The sequence below is a fragment of the Bradyrhizobium sp. Ken01 genome (assembly GCF_055807355.1).
The window spans coordinates 1-16,425 of sequence record NZ_JBVVPC010000036.1; the positions used below are offsets into that span (position 1 = coordinate 1).

General features: G+C 64.4%; 14 protein-coding genes. 1 reads left to right on the top strand and 13 read right to left on the bottom strand.

Features of this window, described 5'->3' with window-relative positions; translation table 11 throughout:
• Positions 1–592: 592 nt before the first annotated feature.
• The 3 genes from AC0L3S_RS28295 to AC0L3S_RS28305 all read right to left on the bottom strand — a co-directional run bounded on the left by AC0L3S_RS28295 (position 593) and on the right by AC0L3S_RS28305 (position 2,973).
• A complete protein-coding gene (locus tag AC0L3S_RS28295; protein WP_473260079.1) occupies positions 593–805 on the bottom strand; it encodes a hypothetical protein in 213 nt (70 codons plus the stop codon).
• Positions 806–954: 149 nt separating this feature from the next.
• Entirely contained in the window at positions 955–1,131 is a 177-nt protein-coding gene (locus AC0L3S_RS28300) for a hypothetical protein (RefSeq protein ID WP_007590638.1), read from the bottom strand.
• 105 nt (positions 1,132–1,236) lie between these two features.
• Positions 1,237–2,973, bottom strand: coding sequence for an adenylate/guanylate cyclase domain-containing protein (locus tag AC0L3S_RS28305; RefSeq protein ID WP_473260077.1), 1,737 nt, complete (start codon positions 2,971–2,973; stop codon positions 1,237–1,239).
• A 322-nt stretch (positions 2,974–3,295) separates the two neighbouring features.
• Here AC0L3S_RS28305 and AC0L3S_RS28310 point away from each other — a divergent pair, with 322 nt between their 5' ends.
• A complete protein-coding gene (locus AC0L3S_RS28310; protein WP_473260075.1) occupies positions 3,296–5,485 on the top strand; it encodes a transglycosylase SLT domain-containing protein in 2,190 nt (729 codons plus the stop codon).
• Positions 5,486–5,582: 97 nt separating this feature from the next.
• Here the strand turns inward: AC0L3S_RS28310 and AC0L3S_RS28315 are convergent, their stop codons facing one another.
• From AC0L3S_RS28315 to adh, 10 genes are all read right to left on the bottom strand, one after another.
• On the bottom strand, positions 5,583–6,551 hold the full coding sequence (locus AC0L3S_RS28315; protein ID WP_473282799.1) for a tripartite tricarboxylate transporter substrate binding protein BugD: 969 nt from the start codon (positions 6,549–6,551) through the stop codon (positions 5,583–5,585).
• Between the two features lie 86 nt (positions 6,552–6,637).
• A complete protein-coding gene (locus AC0L3S_RS28320) occupies positions 6,638–7,879 on the bottom strand; it encodes a threonine synthase (protein ID WP_473260071.1) in 1,242 nt (413 codons plus the stop codon).
• Between the two features lie 191 nt (positions 7,880–8,070).
• Positions 8,071–9,489: a dihydrolipoyl dehydrogenase gene (gene lpdA / locus AC0L3S_RS28325; protein ID WP_473282801.1), complete on the bottom strand. Its 1,419-nt coding sequence runs from the start codon at positions 9,487–9,489 to the stop codon at positions 8,071–8,073.
• A 17-nt stretch (positions 9,490–9,506) separates the two neighbouring features.
• On the bottom strand, positions 9,507–9,734 hold the full coding sequence (locus tag AC0L3S_RS28330; protein ID WP_456764183.1) for a hypothetical protein: 228 nt from the start codon (positions 9,732–9,734) through the stop codon (positions 9,507–9,509).
• A 19-nt stretch (positions 9,735–9,753) separates the two neighbouring features.
• Positions 9,754–11,097 (bottom strand): pyruvate dehydrogenase complex dihydrolipoamide acetyltransferase, encoded by a 1,344-nt coding sequence (locus tag AC0L3S_RS28335; RefSeq protein WP_473282803.1) that lies wholly within the window; start codon positions 11,095–11,097, stop codon positions 9,754–9,756.
• Between the two features lie 60 nt (positions 11,098–11,157).
• A complete protein-coding gene (locus AC0L3S_RS28340) occupies positions 11,158–11,610 on the bottom strand; it encodes a nucleoside deaminase (protein WP_007590624.1) in 453 nt (150 codons plus the stop codon).
• A 2-nt stretch (positions 11,611–11,612) separates the two neighbouring features.
• On the bottom strand, positions 11,613–11,915 hold the full coding sequence (locus tag AC0L3S_RS28345) for a DUF5076 domain-containing protein (protein WP_007590623.1): 303 nt from the start codon (positions 11,913–11,915) through the stop codon (positions 11,613–11,615).
• A 3-nt stretch (positions 11,916–11,918) separates the two neighbouring features.
• The gene (locus AC0L3S_RS28350; protein ID WP_473282805.1) at positions 11,919–13,307 is read right to left on the bottom strand and encodes a pyruvate dehydrogenase complex E1 component subunit beta; all 1,389 of its coding nucleotides are present in this window, start codon (positions 13,305–13,307) and stop codon (positions 11,919–11,921) included.
• A gap of 29 nt (positions 13,308–13,336) precedes the next feature.
• A complete protein-coding gene (gene pdhA, locus AC0L3S_RS28355) occupies positions 13,337–14,359 on the bottom strand; it encodes a pyruvate dehydrogenase (acetyl-transferring) E1 component subunit alpha (RefSeq protein WP_473260060.1) in 1,023 nt (340 codons plus the stop codon).
• Between the two features lie 267 nt (positions 14,360–14,626).
• Positions 14,627–16,144, bottom strand: a complete 1,518-nt coding sequence (adh, locus tag AC0L3S_RS28360; RefSeq protein ID WP_473282807.1) for an aldehyde dehydrogenase — start codon at positions 16,142–16,144, stop codon at positions 14,627–14,629.
• Positions 16,145–16,425 lie beyond the last annotated feature (281 nt).

Below are 16,425 nucleotides of genomic sequence, written 5' to 3' on the forward strand. Positions count from 1 at the left end.
AGATCGCCCCTCAAGGATGAGCCGGGATGAGCGACACATACGCCGTTTCCGAATTTCGGTAAAGTGGAATATTTTTGCGTGAGCGGATTGACACGGGCGCATCGAGAAATGGTCAGATGTTTTGCCCGACGGACAACCGCGACAGCTTCGTGGCGCCTGGCGGTTCGGATTCGTCGAGACGGCCCCGACGGTGCGTCGCCTCTTGTCCTTAAACGGGCGGGCTACGCTCGCCCTCTTGCGCGCTGGGCTTGAGCCCAAGCCGCGGTGACGTCGCGCGGCGGGACGTCGACGCGCCGGATCGGCGTCAACTCGCCGGAGGCAGAGATGATCGCAGTCTCCTCGCGACGGCAACGCGGGCACACGAAGCGGACCTCGTTAGGTGAAGCCGACCAGCTCGAACGTTTTACATTGGCCGCCATCGGCCAGGCTGCGCAGTGAGAGCATGACACCAGGAACCGACCGGGATCGAGCATACCCATTCCAAAGGACTCCGCGTCCTGCCATCCCCTTCAATGATTAATCCATGTGAATCGTTCCGGTGCCAAAACACCGCCAAAGGAACCGTCAGCCCCAAACCATGAGGCGGAGCGGCTCAGCGGGCGCCCTTGAGCGTGCAGGACGTGGTGCAGGTGACCGTGTTGCCGTGGTCGCACGCCTTGCAGGCGGCAACGCACTGGTTCATGTCGCGGGGATTGAAGGAGGTGTAGTTCCGCATCGCGCAGACCGGGGTCGAGCCTGTGATGTCCTGCTCCGGGTTGCAGGCTGCCGTCATGAGTCCAAACACGATGACCGCAAGGAGGCGCATGGGATCGCCCTGTGAGGCACGACAAAACAATCTCGCGAGGCGCCGCCGCACCGCAACAAGCCCGGCATTCCCACAGCGGAGAAGCCCAGCAAACGTCCCCGCATCTGCATTGAGGATGCGCGCCAAGTGTTAAGAACGGATTGCCGGCGTCAGGCCGCAGCTTTGCTCGCGATGGCCTGGCGCATGTCCACAGCCAATTGGCGGTACTGCTCCGAAAGCTTCAGATAAAACTCGCGCTTGGTGCTGTCGGTGGCGAGCCTGGCGATCAGCTCGCATTCGGCGGTGAGCGTCTCGAACCGTTCGAGCCTGTTCTCAAGTTCTGTCATCGGCGTGTCCCCGTCAAACGCCTCAAGGACACCAAACCTAAGCCCGGGAAATAGGTCACGGCGAACATCGTTATCGAGTAGAATCAATTTTTCCCGCGCCGCCAGCTATTTCTGCTCCAACCGCCAGGCGCCGTCCCAGCCCTCGTCCGGCGGATTGGCTTCGAACCGCGCGATACGGGCAAGCAGCGCGCGCGAGGGGCCGTCGGCGGGGACGGCTTCGAGTGCCGCGTTGAAGGCGGCACGGGCTTCGTCGAAGCGGCGGGCGCGATAGGCGGCGAGGCCTCCGGCGTAGTGCGAACGCAGGCCCTCATGCGCGGCAGTGAGCACGCCTGCCCGGCCCATCACCTCGAAGATCGCTTGCGGCGCGCTCTGGCCGGCGACCGCGAGACGGTCGACCTCGCGCAATTCGAGGTGCGAGCCGATCGCGTCCGCCGTCGCCTGCGAGATCAGAATACGGGTGCCATAGGTCTTGTTGACGGCCTCCAGCCGCGAGGCGAGATTCACCGCATCGCCCATCACGGTGAAGCTCATCATCAGCTCGGAGCCAATGCTCCCGGTGAGGACCTCTCCGGTCGCGATGCCGATGCGCAGATCGCAAAGCCCCGGCATGGCGCGGATGCCGAGGAGATCCGGCAATTGCTTCTGCAGCGCGGGCACCTGATCGGCCATGTCGATGGCGGCAAGCCCTGCGAGCAGCGCCGGCTCGTCCTCCTCGATGAAGGGCGGGCCCCAATAGGCCATGATGGCGTCGCCGATATATTTGTCGATGATGCCGCGGTTGCTCCTGATCGGACCGGACATCATCGTGAAATAATGGTTCATCACCCTGACCAGGCCGCGCGGGGTCATGCCCTCGCTCATCGCGGTGAAGCCGCTCATGTCGCAGAACATGATGGTCATCACTCGGCGCTGGCCGTCGATGGCGACCTCGGGCCGGTCGATCAGGCCTTGTACTACCTTGGGATCGATGTAGCGACCGAACGTCTCGCGGACGCGCTCGTTGTGCCTGAGCTGTTCGGTCATGCGGTTGAAGGCTGCAGCCAGCTCGCCGATCTCGTCCTGGGTGGAGACGGTGATGGTCTTGTCGAAGCGGCCGGCCTCGACCTCGCGGGTGCCGGCGAGCAGCAGCCGCACCGGGCGGGTAATGCCGCTGGACACCAGGAGCGCAAAGGCAAATCCGAGCACCGCTGCCAGCAAGGTCACGACTCCCGACACGATAATCGCCTGGTATTGCCGACTGATCACCTGCGACGTCGAGAAGAAGACCTGCGTCAGCATGTCGCCGCGGATCGCGTCGACCTTCCGGTTGAACGCATCGCGCAGCGAGTCGAGCTGTTCCAGCGTGCCGCGGGCCTCGGACATGTCCTTGGTCTCGATCTGCTTGAGCAGTTTCGTATTGCCCTCGTCCAGATTGCGCCGCAGCTCGGTGACAGCGCTCTCGATTCGAACGTCGAGCCGTGCCAGTGCGGCGTTGTCGGAAGGGGTCCTGGGGTCGTCGATGATGGCGTTGATGAGCTTGCGCGCGGTCTCGGCCTCCTCCTCGAACTTGCGGTCCAATGCCTCGAAGTCGCGAAGCCGCGCCGCGTAGGCCTCCTCGTCCGACGCCGATCCCATCCTGGTCATGACCATTCGCCGCAGCGCCAGCGCCCGCTCCAGCGAGCGGATATTGGCGCGGGCGAGATGGCTATAGGCCGGAATGTAGCGGTTGGTCAGTTCGTCGAGGAGGACGCCGACCTGGCTCGACATCACCATCGACAGGATCGAGGTGACCAGCATCAGGACGATCAATCCGAGGGCGATGCCGACGATTTTGCGCCGGATCGACTGGTTGAAAAGCGGCATGGGTGTGAGGCAATGGGCTGCAGGAACGGCTATGGACCCCAATACACCGTATCTGGACCAGGGAACACGCACAATCAGGCCGCTGTGGCGCCAAGGAGCCGCCCGCAACCACCGCGCGAGCCTGAATGGTTAACAGAGGTTAAGAGCCCCCTCTATCCGCCGTTGCACAAGTTCCCTCGCTCCATCCGTATTTCGCCGCATTGTTGGAACAGCTTGAGGATGCGAAACGACGTCGTGTCACCGTTTTTGACGCCGTTTCGATTCTCGAGCCGCATACCGTCGCGGACTTTGGTTTGTACTGGTTTCGCAGGGGGACCACGGAATGAACCAGTGCCTACGCTCGCTCGCGTGTGTCGTTGCCGTGGCCGCTTTGGCCTTCATCCCTACCGAGCTGGCAGCGAAGAGCAGTCACAAATCGTCCGCGCCGAAGAAGTCGCATGAGGCGAAAACCGGCAAGCAGCGCCACGCCTCCGCCGGCAAGGCTCGACCCGGCAAGCATGCTGAGGCCAAGCGCAAGTCGAAGAAGCAGGACGACGCGCCCTCGGACAAGCCGGCAGCCCCGCCGCTGACCGGCGATCTCGCCGCGCTGAAGGATGCCATCGATCTCGCGCGGAAGGGCAAGACCGAGGATGCGAGCGCGGCGCGCGACCGCATTGCCGACCCGGCGGGGCAGAAGCTCGCCGACTGGTTCATGCTGCGCCATTCCGAAAGCACGGCGAATTTCAAGCGCTACGCCGCCTTCCTCGCCGCCAATCCGGACTGGCCGAGCAGCGCGCTGCTCCGCCGCCGCGCCGAGGCGCGGCTGTGGCAGGAGAAGGCCGACGCGGCGACCGTGCACAAATTCACGATGGACCGGCCGACCAGCGCCAAGGGCAAGTTCGCGCTCGCCCGCGTGCTGATGACCGAGGGCGATAGCGACAGGGCCGCGCGTCTGGTGCGCGATGCCTGGCGCACCGACGAATTGTCCGAGCGCAGCGAGGAAGATTCCTACGAAGCGTTTCGCGATCTCCTGACCACCGAGGATCATCGTGCCCGCATGGACAAGCGCCTCGGCGCCAAGGACTACGCAGGTGCGCGGCGCGCAGCCAAGCGGCTCGGCGAGGATGCGCTCGCGATCGTCAAGGCCTGCGCCGCCGTCACCGGCAAGGCCGGCAAGGCCAAGGATTATCTCGAGGACGTCTCGGCCGAGGCGCGCCGCGACCTCGGCTATGTGCTGTGCCGCGCGCAATGGCATCTCCAGAATGACCGCATCGACGACGCGGCCGAGGTGATCCTGGCCGCCGCGCCCGATACGATGGCGGCGCAAGACACCGACGCCTGGTGGCGCGAGCGCCGCCTGCTCGCGCGAAAGCTGCTCGACCAGGGCAAGTTCAAAACCGCCTATGATGTGGTGCGCTCGGCGGCCGTGCCCGCGATGGAAGTCTATCGCGTCGACTATCACTTCATGTGCGGCTGGATCGCGCTGCGCTATCTCGATGATCCCAAGGCGGCGATGACGCACTTCGCCGCGATCGACGAAGGCTCGGCCAACCCGATCGCGCTGTCGCGCGCGCATTATTGGCGCGGTCGCGCGGCGGAGGCGATGAACGCAACCGCCGATGCGCGCCTGAGCTATCAGGCCGCGGCGCGCTATCCGACCGCCTATTACGGCCAGCTCGCCCGCGCCAGGCTCGGCCTCGACCGCATCGAGCTGCGCGCGCCCTCGCCCGTGCTGGCAGCAGCCGACACGCCGCCCGCGGACGACCGCGTGCGCGCCGCCGACATGCTCTACGGCGTCGGTGAGCGCGACATGGTGTTTTACTACGCCGAGGATTTCGCCAAGGAGAGCACCGACGTGGCGGCACTCGAAGCGCTCGGCGAGCTCGCCGGCCGGCGCAATGATGCGCGCGTGATGCTGGAGGTCGGCAAGTCGGCGCTGGCGCGCGGGCTCGCACTCGATCACTACGCCTTCCCGACCATCGGCATCCCTGAACACAAGCAGGTCGCGCCTGCAATCGACCCCAGCGTGATCTATTCGGTGGCGCGCACCGAAAGCTCGTTCGACCAGCGCGACAAGTCGGCCGCCAACGCGGTCGGTCTGATGCAGGTGACGCCGGAAGCCGGCCGCGACACCGCAAAGCGCTTCGGCCTGACCTATGATTGGGACAAGATGGTCTCCGATCCCGTCTACAACACGCAGATGGGCGCGGCCGAGCTCAGCGCGCTGATGTCGGAATACCGCGGCAACCAGATCATGACCTTCGCCGGCTACAATGCCGGCCGTGGCCGCGTGCGCGAATGGGTGCAGGCGCGCGGCGACCCCAGGGATCCCAAGGTCGATCCGGTCGATTGGGTCGAGCGCATCCCGCTGTCGGAGACGCGCAACTACGTCCAGCGCGTGATCGAGAACGTTCTGGTCTACCGCGCCCGGTTCGAGGGCAGCGGCATGATCGCCGGCAAGAGCGACCAGCGCGTGGTGACGAAGGACGCGGCGGCCGTGGCGACGCCGGTGGGCTATACGGGAACGGAATAGCCGCAGCTTCGTAGGGTGGATTAGCGAAGCGTAATCCACCAGCCTTTTCGCCGCAAAGAGGTGGATTACGCTTCTCTAATCCACCTACCAGAACGCCTCAATCCACCTTGATGTTGGCCGCCTTGATCATCGGCCACCACTTTGCGATCTCCGCCTTCTGGCGCGCGCCGAGGGCCTCGGGCGTGAGCTGATCCTGCGGCGTCATCTCCAGCCCCTGGCTTTCGAGCTGCTTCTTCACGCCGGGATCGTTCAGCGCTTCCACGGCTGCGGCATTGAGTTTGGCGACGATCGCCTTCGGCGTGCCCTTCGGCACCCACATGCCGGACCACAGCGTCATGTTGAAACCCTTCAGGCCCGCCTCCTCCGCCGTCGGGATGTCGGGCGCCGACGACAGGCGCTTGTCGTCGGTGATGGCGTAAGCGCGAATGGTGCCGGCGCGGACCTGGTTGATGGAGTTCGACGTCTGGTCGACGATGACGTCGATCTGGCCGGCGATGAGATCGTTCAGGGCGGGCGCGGTGCCGCGATACGGCACGTATTGCAGCTTGATGCCGCTGACGCTCTCGAAATAGACCCCGGCGATGTGGCTGCCGGAACCCGCGCCGGCGGTGCCGGCGGTCGGCGGTGATGGCCGCGACTTCAGCCAGTCCAGCAACTCCTTCAGCGAGGTTGCGGGCACCGCGTTCTTGCTGACGACGATCATCGGATTGCTCGGCAGCAGCACCACCGGCTCGAGATCCGCGACCAGGTCGTAATTGAGCTTGTAGACCGCGCCGTTGGCGACGTGGGTGCCGAGATGGCCGAACGAGATCGTGTAGCCGTCGGGGGCCGAATGCAGGGCACGGCCGACGCCAATCGAGCCGCCCGCGCCAGTGACGTTCTCGATCACCAGCGGCTGGCCGAGCGCCGTGCGCATCCGCTCGGCAAGCACGCGCGCCATCGCATCCGACGGCCCGCCGGCGGCGAAGGGAACGATGATGGTGATGGGACGTGAAGGATAATCGTCGGCGCGAGCGGCGCCTGCAACAGCGAGAATAGCAATCAGCGCAGCCCAGGCGGCCTTCATTGTTTTCTCCCAGCAATGTCATTGTTGTTTTTGTCTCTTCCCGCGTACGGGAAGAGGGATCGTTCGTGAAGAGACGAAATGCCGCGCTAGAACTGCGAATAATCGATCGGCTTGTGGCGATCGAGCGTGCGGTTGACCGGCGGCAGCGGGTATTTCAGGCCGGTGGCGCAGTTGAACAGCATCACGCGGTCGGTCGTGCTGACGCGGCCGTCGGCGAGGCTGTCCTTGTAGGCGGCGTAGGTTGCAGCACCTTCGGGGCAGAGCAACAATCCCTCCTCGCGCGCGACCTCGTTCAGCGCCGACGAGATCTTGTCATCGTCGACCGCGATGGCAAAGCCCTTGCTCTCGCGGACAGCGCGCAAAATGAGAAAGTCGCCGATCGCCTGCGGCACGCGAATGCCTGACGCGATGGTGTGGGCGTCCTCCCAGCGCGTCGCATGCTCGGTGCCGGCCTCATAGGCGCGCACCATCGGCGCGCAGCCGGAGGCCTGCACCGCAACCATGCGCGGGCGCTTCGAGCCGATGAAGCCGATCTTCTCGAGCTCGTCGAAGGCCTTCCACATGCCGATCAGGCCGGTGCCGCCGCCGGTCGGATAGAAGATCACGTCGGGCACGTCCCAGCCGAGCTGCTCGGCGAGTTCGAGCCCCATCGTCTTCTTGCCTTCGATCCGGTACGGCTCCTTCAAGGTCGAGGTGTCGAACCAGCCGACTTTCGCCTTGCCCTCGCCGACGATCTTGCCGCAATCGTCGATATAGCCGTTGACGCGGTAGACGGTCGCGCCCTGAAGCTCGATCTCGCTGACGTTCACCTCGGGCGTATCGGCCGGGCAGAAGATCGTGGTCTTGATGCCGCAGGAGGTCGCATAGGCCGCGAGCGCCGCACCGGCATTGCCGTTGGTCGGCATCGCCATGTGCTTGATGCCGAGCGCCTTGCCCATCGACACCGCCATCACGAGGCCGCGCGCCTTGAACGAGCCGGTCGGCAGCCGCCCCTCGTCCTTGACGATGATCTCGCCGCCGCCGAGCTTCTTGCCGAGCTTGGGCAGCCGGATCAGCGGCGTCGTGACCTCGCCGAGCGAGACAATGTCCTGGCATTTGCGCACCGGCAGCAGCTCGCGGTAGCGCCACATGTCGGCGGGGCGCTGCGCAAGCGCGTCCCTGGTCAGCGCCTTCTTCACGCCGGCGAGGTCGTAGCGCACGAGGAGCGGCTTGCCGGCCTTGGAGAGGTTGTGGACCTGGTCGGCTGCATAATGATCGCCTTCCATCGCGCATTCGAGATGGGTGACGAAGCTCGGGCGTTCGATGGTGAGGTTGTCGTTGTCTTGCATGGGGTGGTTTCCTTCTTGTTCTGGTGTTCTCAATGTCTATCCCGTCACCCCTGCGCAACGGCGAAGCCGTTGTCGCTGGAGGTGCCGGAGCGAAGCGGAGGCCTCGAAGGGCGACGAGCCCGGCTGCTGTATCTCGGCCGTGCATCCTTCGAGGCTCGCTGCGCTCGCACCTCAGGATGACGGGTCTGATGTCAAATATTCAGTACCCGTCCATACGCATCCAGCACGGCTTCCTTCATCATCTCCGACAGGGTCGGATGCGGGAACACGGTGTGCATCAGCTCTTCTTCCGTGGTCTCCAGGTTCATGGCGACGACGTAGCCCTGGATCAGCTCGGTGACCTCGGCGCCGACCATGTGGGCGCCGAGCAGCTGACCGGTCTTCTTGTCGAAGATGACCTTGACCAGGCCCTGGTCCTCGCCGAGCGCGATCGCCTTGCCGTTGCCGACGAAGGGGAAGCGGCCAACGCGGATCTCGCGGCCATTCTCCTTGGCCTTGGCTTCGGTCAGGCCGACCGAGGCGACCTGCGGGTTGCAATAGGTGCAGCCGGGGATCATCAGCTTGTCCATGGGGTGCGGATGCAGGCCCTTGATGGCCTCGACGCAGATCACGCCCTCATGCTCGGCCTTGTGGGCCAGCATCGGGGGACCCGCGACGTCACCGATGGCATAGATGCCGGGAACGTTGGTCTTGCCGTAGCCGTCGATCACGATGCAGCCGCGCTCGGTTTTGACGCCGAGCTTTTCGAGACCGAGATTCTCGATGTTTCCGACGACGCCGACGGCAGAGATCACGCGCTCGAACTCGGCGGTCTGCTTCGCCTTGCCGTCATCGAGCGTCGCGACCACGCTGTCGCTCTTCTTCTCCAGCTTCGTCACGCCCGTATTGGTGAGGATCTTGATGCCCTGCTTCTCGAGGCGCTTGCGGGCAAGAGCGGCAATCTCGGCGTCTTCGACCGGCAGGATCTGCGGCAGCACCTCGACCACCGTGACGTCGGAGCCCATCGTCTTGAAGAAGGATGCGAACTCGATCCCGATCGCGCCCGAGCCCATCACCAGCAGCGATTTCGGCATCCGCTCCGGCACCATGGCTTCGAAGTAGGTCCAGATCAGCTTCTTGTCGGGCTCAAGTCCCGGCAGCACGCGCGGCCGCGCGCCGGTCGCGACAATGATGTGCTTGGCCTGATAAGCCCCCTCGCCCAGCGTGCCTTTGGGGCCGTCGACGTCGGACTTCTTCACCGTGACCTTGCCGGGCGCGTCGATCGAGGCCGCGCCCCAGATCACGCTGACCTTGTTCTTCTTCATCAGGAAGCCGACGCCGTCGTTCAGCCGCTTCGAGACGCCGCGCGAGCGCTGCACCACGGCCTTCGGATCGAACGAGACGTTGTCCGCCGACAGACCGTAATCCTTGGCGTGCTGCATGTAGTGGTAGATCTCGGCCGAGCGCAGCAGCGCCTTGGTCGGGATGCAGCCCCAGTTCAGGCAGATGCCGCCGAGATAGGATTTCTCGACGATCGCGACCTTGAAGCCGAGCTGGGCGGCGCGGATCGCGGTGACATAGCCGCCGGGACCGGAGCCGATGATGATGATGTCGAAGGATGTATCGGCCATGGCGGCTCCCGTTCAACTCAAGAGGTGCCGCGGGCGCGGCGCCTGGAAATCAAAACCCTGACCAGCCATTCGAGCAGGATCGCGCCGGCCATGATAGCCAGCGCGATCATAACGACCGCCTGGCCGATGCTCCGTGCCAGCTGCTCGCCGGCAAAGAACGCGGAATGCAGAATATCGAGCCCGACCGGATTGAGTGCAACCACAGCCGAGAGCAACAAGGAGATCCAGGGCCAACGCGTTCGCATTCACCCCGCGCTCCCCCGGCTACACCATCATCATGACGGGGTTTTCGATCAGCTGCTTGAAGGCGCCGATCAGCTCCGCGCCGAGCGCGCCGTCGATGGCACGATGATCGCACGACAATGTTACGCTCATCATGTTCGCGATCTCGATCTTGCCGCCGCGGACGACCGGCCGCTCCTCGCTGGTGCCGACCGCGAGGATGGTCGCATGCGGCGGGTTGATCACGGCGGTGAAGTGGCTGATGCCGAACATGCCGAGGTTGGAGACGGCCGTGGTGCCACCCTGGTATTCTTCCGGCTTCAGCTTGCGCGAGCGGGCGCGTGTCGCAAAATCCTTCATCTCGTTGGAGATGGTCGACAGGGTCTTGGTCTCCGCCTTCCGGATGATCGGCGTGATCAGGCCGCCGGGCATCGCCACCGCAACGCCGACGTCGGAATGGTGGTGCTTGACCATGCCGCTTTCGGTCCAGCTCACATTGCAATTCGGAATTTTCTGCAGCGCGACCGCCATCGCCTTGATGACGAAATCGTTGACCGAGATCTTGTAGAGCGGCTTCTTCTCCTTGTCCTTGGGAGCAGCCGCATTGATCTCCTCGCGCGCGGCGAGCAGCTTGCCGATGTCGCAGTCGATGGTGAGGTAGAAGTGCGGGACGTTCTGAATCGACGCGGTCAAACGTTGGGCAATGGTGCGGCGCATCCCATCATGCGGGACGACCTCGTAAGAGCCCGGTTCGAACAGCGACAGAATCTGCTTGTCCGACATGGTCGGCGCGCTCGAGGGCGCGCCTGACGGCGCCGCCGCGGGTGCCTTCAGGCCCTTGCCGGACTTCGCCTGCTCGACGTCGCGTGCCACCACGCGGCCGTGCGGGCCGGTGCCTGTGACCATCGCAACATCGACGCCGGCTTCCTTGGCGAGACGACGCGCCAGCGGCGACGAGAAGACGCGGCCGCCCTGGCCGTTGCTCTGCACGGCCGGTGCGACAGCAGGTTTCGGCGCGGCAGCTGTGGGCGCCGGCGCGGCCTTGGGCGCAGCAGGCACGGGCGCCGGTGCGGCAGCTTCAGCAGCTTTCGGAGGTGCGGCCGAAGCGCTCGGCTTGGCGGCACCTGCCGCCTTCACGTCCTCCCCCTCGCCGGCCAGCACCGCGATCACGTCATTGACCGGGACGTCCTGCGTGCCCTCTGGCACGAGGATCCTGGCGATCGTGCCCTCGTCGATGGCCTCGACCTCCATGGTCGCCTTGTCGGTCTCGATCTCGGCGATGACGTCGCCGGATTTGACCTTGTCGCCTTCCTTCTTCAGCCACTTGGCGAGGTTGCCCTTCTCCATCGTCGGCGAAAGAGCGGGCATCAGGATGTTGATGGGCATGCTGACCTCAAGAAGAACTTTGCAAAAATCCGTCTCCGGACCGAAGACAGACAGACCAGGTTAGTTGCCGATGTCGCCCTGCCACAGGCGCTCATTGGCAGGGATGGAACGCCAGTTCTTCATCATGGTGATGGAGCGGTCGTCCGCAAGATCGATCCAGGGGATGCCGAACTTGTCGAGGATGTCCTTGGAGCCCTCGAAAGTGACGGACTCTCCGATCACCACGAGCTTGACCTTGAACAGCGCGAGCGCACCGGCACACATCGCGCATGGCGACAGCGTGGTGTACATGACGGTATCGTGGAACGAAATCGCACCCGCCTCGCGCAGGCAACTCATCTCGCCGTGCAGGATCGGGTTGTTCTCCTGCACGCGGTTGTTGTGGCCGCGGGCGATCACCTTGTTGTCGCGGGTCAGCACGGCGCCGATCGGCAGACCGCCTTGCGCGATCGAGGCTTCCGCCTCGCGGATCGCCTCCAGCATAAAATCGAAATGATAGGATTCGATCGCCACGGTCAGTGCCCCTTCCCGCGCGGCGTCGTGGTGCCGGTGTCGGTGGGACGCTCGATCTCGGCCTGGAACATCTCGATGATCCGGTTCAGCGCGTCCTCCTCGGTGTATTCGCTCTCGCGCGCATAGGCGCGCGCGGCGTGACGCGCGAGATCGACGAGCAGCAGGCCCCACATGTCCGGCTCGTCGAAGGCCCGCTGGAATGCCATCGACAGCCCGCCGTCCAGCACGAACACGCGCAGGATCTCGACCGCATCATCGCGGACGAGGACGTCGGGTGGTAATGGCTGCTCCTTCGGACCCGCCATGGTCTACCTGTAGCAGACGGCTTTGGCCGCCTCGACAACTTCGGCAGCCGAAGGCAGCGCGAGCTTTTCCAGGTTCGCGGCATAGGGCATCGGCACGTCCTTGCCGGAGACGCGGGTTACAGGCGCATCCAGATAGTCGAAGGCATGCTCCATGATCCGCGCGGCGATCTCGGCGCCGACGCCGCTCTGGGCCCAGCCCTCTTCCACTGTGACGGCGCGGCCGGTCTTCTTGACCGAGTTGATGATGGTCTCGGTGTCCATCGGGCGCAGCGTGCGCAGATCGATCACTTCGGCCTCGATGCCGTCCTTGGCGAGTTCGGCGGCGGCCTTCAGCGCGTAGCTCATGCCGTTCGACCATGAGATGATCGTGACATGGCTGCCCGAGCGCACGATGCGCGCCTTGCCGATCGGAATCACGAAATCGTCGAGCTTCGGCACCTCGCCGGTGTGACCGTAGAGCATCTCGTTCTCAAGGAAGATCACCGGATTGGGATCGCGGATCGCAGCCTTGAGCAGGCCCTTGTAATCAGCGGCCGAGAACGGCGCGACGACCTTGAGGCCCGGAACGTTCGAATACCAGGACGAATAATCCTGGCTGTGCTGGGCGGCCACGCGGGAAGCGGCGCCGTTGGGCCCGCGGAACACGATCGAGCAGCCCATCTGGCCGCCGGACATGTAGAGCGTCTTGGCCGCGGAGTTGATGATCTGGTCGATTGCCTGCATGGCGAAGTTGAAGGTCATGAACTCGACGATCGGCTTCAACCCGCTCATCGCGGCGCCGACGCCGATGCCGGCAAAGCCGTGCTCGGTGATCGGCGTGTCGATGACGCGCTTGGCGCCGAATTCCTGAAGCAGGCCTTGCGTCACCTTGTAGGCGCCTTGGTATTCGGCGACTTCTTCGCCCATCACGAAGACGTCGGCGTCGCGGCGCATCTCTTCGGCCATGGCATCGCGGAGGGCTTCGCGGATGGTCTGCGTCACCATCTCGGTGCCGGCGGGCACTTCCGGATCTGGCTCTGCGACGACCTGCGGCGCCGGCGCAGCCTTGGGAGCTGGAGCCTCGGCCTTCGCGGCGGCGGGGGCGGCGGACTCAGCAGCCTTCTGCTGCTGGGCAGGCGCGGGCGCCTTGGCGAGATCGGCGGCACTCTCGCCATCGGCCAGAATCGTCGCGATCGGCGTGTTCACGGCCACGTCGGCGGTGCCCTCGGGGATCAGGATCTTGCCGAGCGTACCTTCATCGGTCGCCTCGACTTCCATGGTCGCCTTGTCGGTCTCGATCTCGGCGATGACGTCGCCGGACTTGATCGTCTCACCCTCTTTTTTCAGCCATTTGGAGAGGTTGCCCTTCTCCATCGTGGGCGACAACGCGGGCATCAGCACTTGAATTGGCATATCGACTCCAAAAGAAAGCTTGCGCGCGTTCAGCGGTAAATATCGGTCCAGAGCTCGGCGGCATCCGGCTCGGGATCATGCTGGGCGAAATCGGCAGACGCGTTGACGATGTCGCGCACCTCGGCGTCGATCGCTTTCAGATCCTGCTCGCTGACCTTGGCGGCCAACAGGCGGTTGCGTACCTGCTCGATCGGATCCTGGTCGTGGCGGACTTTTTCGACCTCCTCGCGCGTTCTGTACTTGGCGGGGTCGGACATCGAGTGGCCGCGATAACGGTAGGTCTGCATCTCCAGGATGAAGGGGCCCTTGCCGGCCCGGCACCACGCCGCCGCCTCGTCGCCGGCGGCCTTGACGGCGCGGACGTCCATGCCGTCGACCTGCTTGCCGGGAATGTTGAAGGAGGCGCCGCGCTTGGAAAAATCCTGCTGCGCCGAGGCGCGCGAGACCGAAGTGCCCATGGCGTAGCGGTTGTTCTCGATGACGTAGATCACCGGCAGCTTCCAGAGCTCCGCCATGTTGAAGCTCTCATAGACCTGGCCTTGGTTGGCCGCGCCGTCGCCGAAATAGGTGACGCTGACATTGTCGTTGTCGCGATAATGATTGGCGAAAGCGAGCCCGGTGCCGAGCGAGACCTGCGCACCGACGATACCGTGGCCGCCGTAAAAGTGCTTCTCCTTGCTGAACATGTGCATGGAGCCGCCCTTGCCCTTGGAATAGCCGCCGCGGCGTCCCGTGAGCTCGGCCATGACGCCGTTGGCCTCCATGCCGGTGGCGAGCATATGGCCGTGATCGCGATAACCGGTGATGACCTGATCGCCCGGCTTCAGGGCCATCTGCATCCCGACTACCACGGCCTCCTGGCCGATATAAAGGTGGCAGAAGCCGCCGATCGCACCCATGCCGTAGAGCTGGCCGGCCTTTTCCTCGAACCGCCGGATCAGGAGCATGTCGCGGAGCGCCTTGAGCTCCTGCTCTCTGGTGAATTCCGGGGGCGAACCGCCGTCGGTCTTGTCCTGTGCAGTGCTTGCGGCGGCTTTCTTGGGTGCGGCCATGGGAATTCCGGGTCAGAGAAAACTTCAGCCCTCTCTAACCCAAGTCAAACGCCCTTGGAAAGCACCGCGGCGGCATGGCACGACTTTCATTATGCCGCACTGCAACGTGATCGTAATATTGCAAAATCTTTGACGCGGATCGGGCAACAAATCGACACGGTCGCCGCACCCGCAGATTCGTGCCCGCGTCAAGCAACGTTGAGCCAACGCGATCCCGACATTTGGAACGGGCGGCGCAGAACAGCGCCGCCCTCTCCGCCCGACCGATCAGAAGAAGCCGAGCTTCTTGGGGCTGTAGCTGACCAGCAGATTCTTGGTCTGCTGGTAGTGATCGAGCATCATTTTGTGGGTCTCGCGCCCGACGCCCGACTGCTTGTAGCCGCCGAAGGCCGCATGCGCGGGATAGGCATGGTAGCAGTTGGTCCAGACCCGGCCGGCCTGGATCGCCCGGCCGAAGCGATAGCAGCGGTTGGCGTCGCGGCTCCAGACGCCTGCCCCCAGGCCATAGAGCGTGTCGTTGGCGATCTCGAGCGCCTCTTCGTCGCTCTTGAAGGTCGCGACCGAAACCACCGGGCCGAAGATCTCCTCCTGGAAGACGCGCATCTTGTTGTGGCCCTCGAACACGGTCGGCTGGACGTAGAAGCCGCCGGCGAGATCGCCGCCGAGCTCGGCGCGTCCGCCGCCGGCCAGGACCTTTGCGCCCTCCTGTTTGCCGATGTCGATATAGGAGAGGATTTTTGCGAGCTGCTCGCCCGACGCCTGCGCACCAATCATGGTGTCGGCCGCACGCGGATCACCCTGCTTGATCGCGGCGACGCGCTTCAGCGCCCGCTCCATGAAGCGGTCATAGATGTCGGCATGGACCAGCGCCCGGCTCGGACAGGTGCAGACCTCGCCCTGGTTCAGCGCGAACATGACGAACCCTTCGATCGCCTTGTCGAAGAAGTCGTCGTCTTCGGCGGTGACGTCGCTGAAGAAGATGTTGGGCGACTTGCCGCCGAGCTCGAGCGTGACGGGAATGAGGTTCTGGCTGGCATATTGCATGATCAGCCGGCCCGTCGTGGTCTCGCCGGTGAAGGCGATCTTGGCGATGCGCGGGCTGGACGCGAGCGGCTTGCCGGCTTCCAGGCCAAAGCCGTTGACAATGTTGAGGACACCGGGCGGCAGAATGTCACCGATGATCTCGGCCCAGACCATGATCGAGGCCGGGGTCTGCTCGGCCGGCTTGAGCACGACGCAATTGCCGGCGGCGAGCGCGGGCGCGAGCTTCCAGCAGGCCATCAGCAGCGGGAAGTTCCAGGGGATGATCTGACCGACCACGCCGAGCGGTTCGTGAAAATGATAGGCAACGGTGTCGTGATCGATCTCGCCGATCGAGCCTTCCTGGGCGCGGATGGCGCCGGCGAAATAGCGGAAATGATCGATGGCGAGCGGGATGTCCGCTGCGCGGGTCTCGCGGATCGGCTTGCCGTTGTCCCAGGTCTCGGCGATGGCGAGACGCTCGAGATTGTCTTCCATACGGTCGGCGATCCGGTTCAGCATCGCTGCGCGCTCGGCGACGCTGGTGCGGCCCCAGGCGGCCTTCGCGGCATGCGCAGCGTCGAGCGCTGCCTCGACATCCTGCGCGTCGGAGCGCGCGATCTTGCAGACGATCTGGCCGGTCACCGGCGAGGCGTTGTCGAAATACTTGCCGGAGATCGGCGCGACGAACTTGCCGCCGATGAAATTGTCGTAGCGTTCGGCGAAGGGAATTTTGCTGACGCTGAGGAATTCTACCTTGTTCATTGATCACTCCCGATGTTTGCTGTTTGCGCAATTCGTCGCGTGGTCGCGACTTGCGCCGACGATGTCGCGGGAGGGGTCTTCTGTCAGCCCTGATAGGAGCGATGACGGAGCCGACCTGTCGCAGTTCTGCGACAGGTGACGAGGCTGCACGTCGTGCCGCCGCACATACTGACCTCATCCCGAGGAGCGCGCTCTTGCGCGCGTCTCGAAGGATGGCTGGGGGTGACGTCAGGGCCTCTTGTGATTCCAGACGACCGCTTCGCGGTCTCCTCACCATGAAG

Excerpts from the sequence above, each read along its gene's own strand:
- AC0L3S_RS28295 (WP_473260079.1), bottom strand. The coding sequence starts at position 805 with ATGCGCCTCCTTGCGGTCATCGTGTTTGGACTCATGACGGCAGCCTGC.
- AC0L3S_RS28300 (WP_007590638.1), bottom strand. The coding sequence starts at position 1,131 with ATGACAGAACTTGAGAACAGGCTCGAACGGTTCGAGACGCTCACCGCC.
- AC0L3S_RS28305 (WP_473260077.1), bottom strand. The coding sequence starts at position 2,973 with ATGCCGCTTTTCAACCAGTCGATCCGGCGCAAAATCGTCGGCATCGCC.
- AC0L3S_RS28310 (WP_473260075.1), top strand. The coding sequence starts at position 3,296 with ATGAACCAGTGCCTACGCTCGCTCGCGTGTGTCGTTGCCGTGGCCGCT.
- AC0L3S_RS28315 (WP_473282799.1), bottom strand. The coding sequence starts at position 6,551 with ATGAAGGCCGCCTGGGCTGCGCTGATTGCTATTCTCGCTGTTGCAGGC.
- AC0L3S_RS28320 (WP_473260071.1), bottom strand. The coding sequence starts at position 7,879 with ATGCAAGACAACGACAACCTCACCATCGAACGCCCGAGCTTCGTCACC.
- lpdA (WP_473282801.1), bottom strand. The coding sequence starts at position 9,489 with ATGGCCGATACATCCTTCGACATCATCATCATCGGCTCCGGTCCCGGC.
- AC0L3S_RS28330 (WP_456764183.1), bottom strand. The coding sequence starts at position 9,734 with ATGCGAACGCGTTGGCCCTGGATCTCCTTGTTGCTCTCGGCTGTGGTT.
- AC0L3S_RS28335 (WP_473282803.1), bottom strand. The coding sequence starts at position 11,097 with ATGCCCATCAACATCCTGATGCCCGCTCTTTCGCCGACGATGGAGAAG.
- AC0L3S_RS28345 (WP_007590623.1), bottom strand. The coding sequence starts at position 11,915 with ATGGCGGGTCCGAAGGAGCAGCCATTACCACCCGACGTCCTCGTCCGC.
- AC0L3S_RS28350 (WP_473282805.1), bottom strand. The coding sequence starts at position 13,307 with ATGCCAATTCAAGTGCTGATGCCCGCGTTGTCGCCCACGATGGAGAAG.
- pdhA (WP_473260060.1), bottom strand. The coding sequence starts at position 14,359 with ATGGCCGCACCCAAGAAAGCCGCCGCAAGCACTGCACAGGACAAGACC.
- adh (WP_473282807.1), bottom strand. The coding sequence starts at position 16,144 with ATGAACAAGGTAGAATTCCTCAGCGTCAGCAAAATTCCCTTCGCCGAA.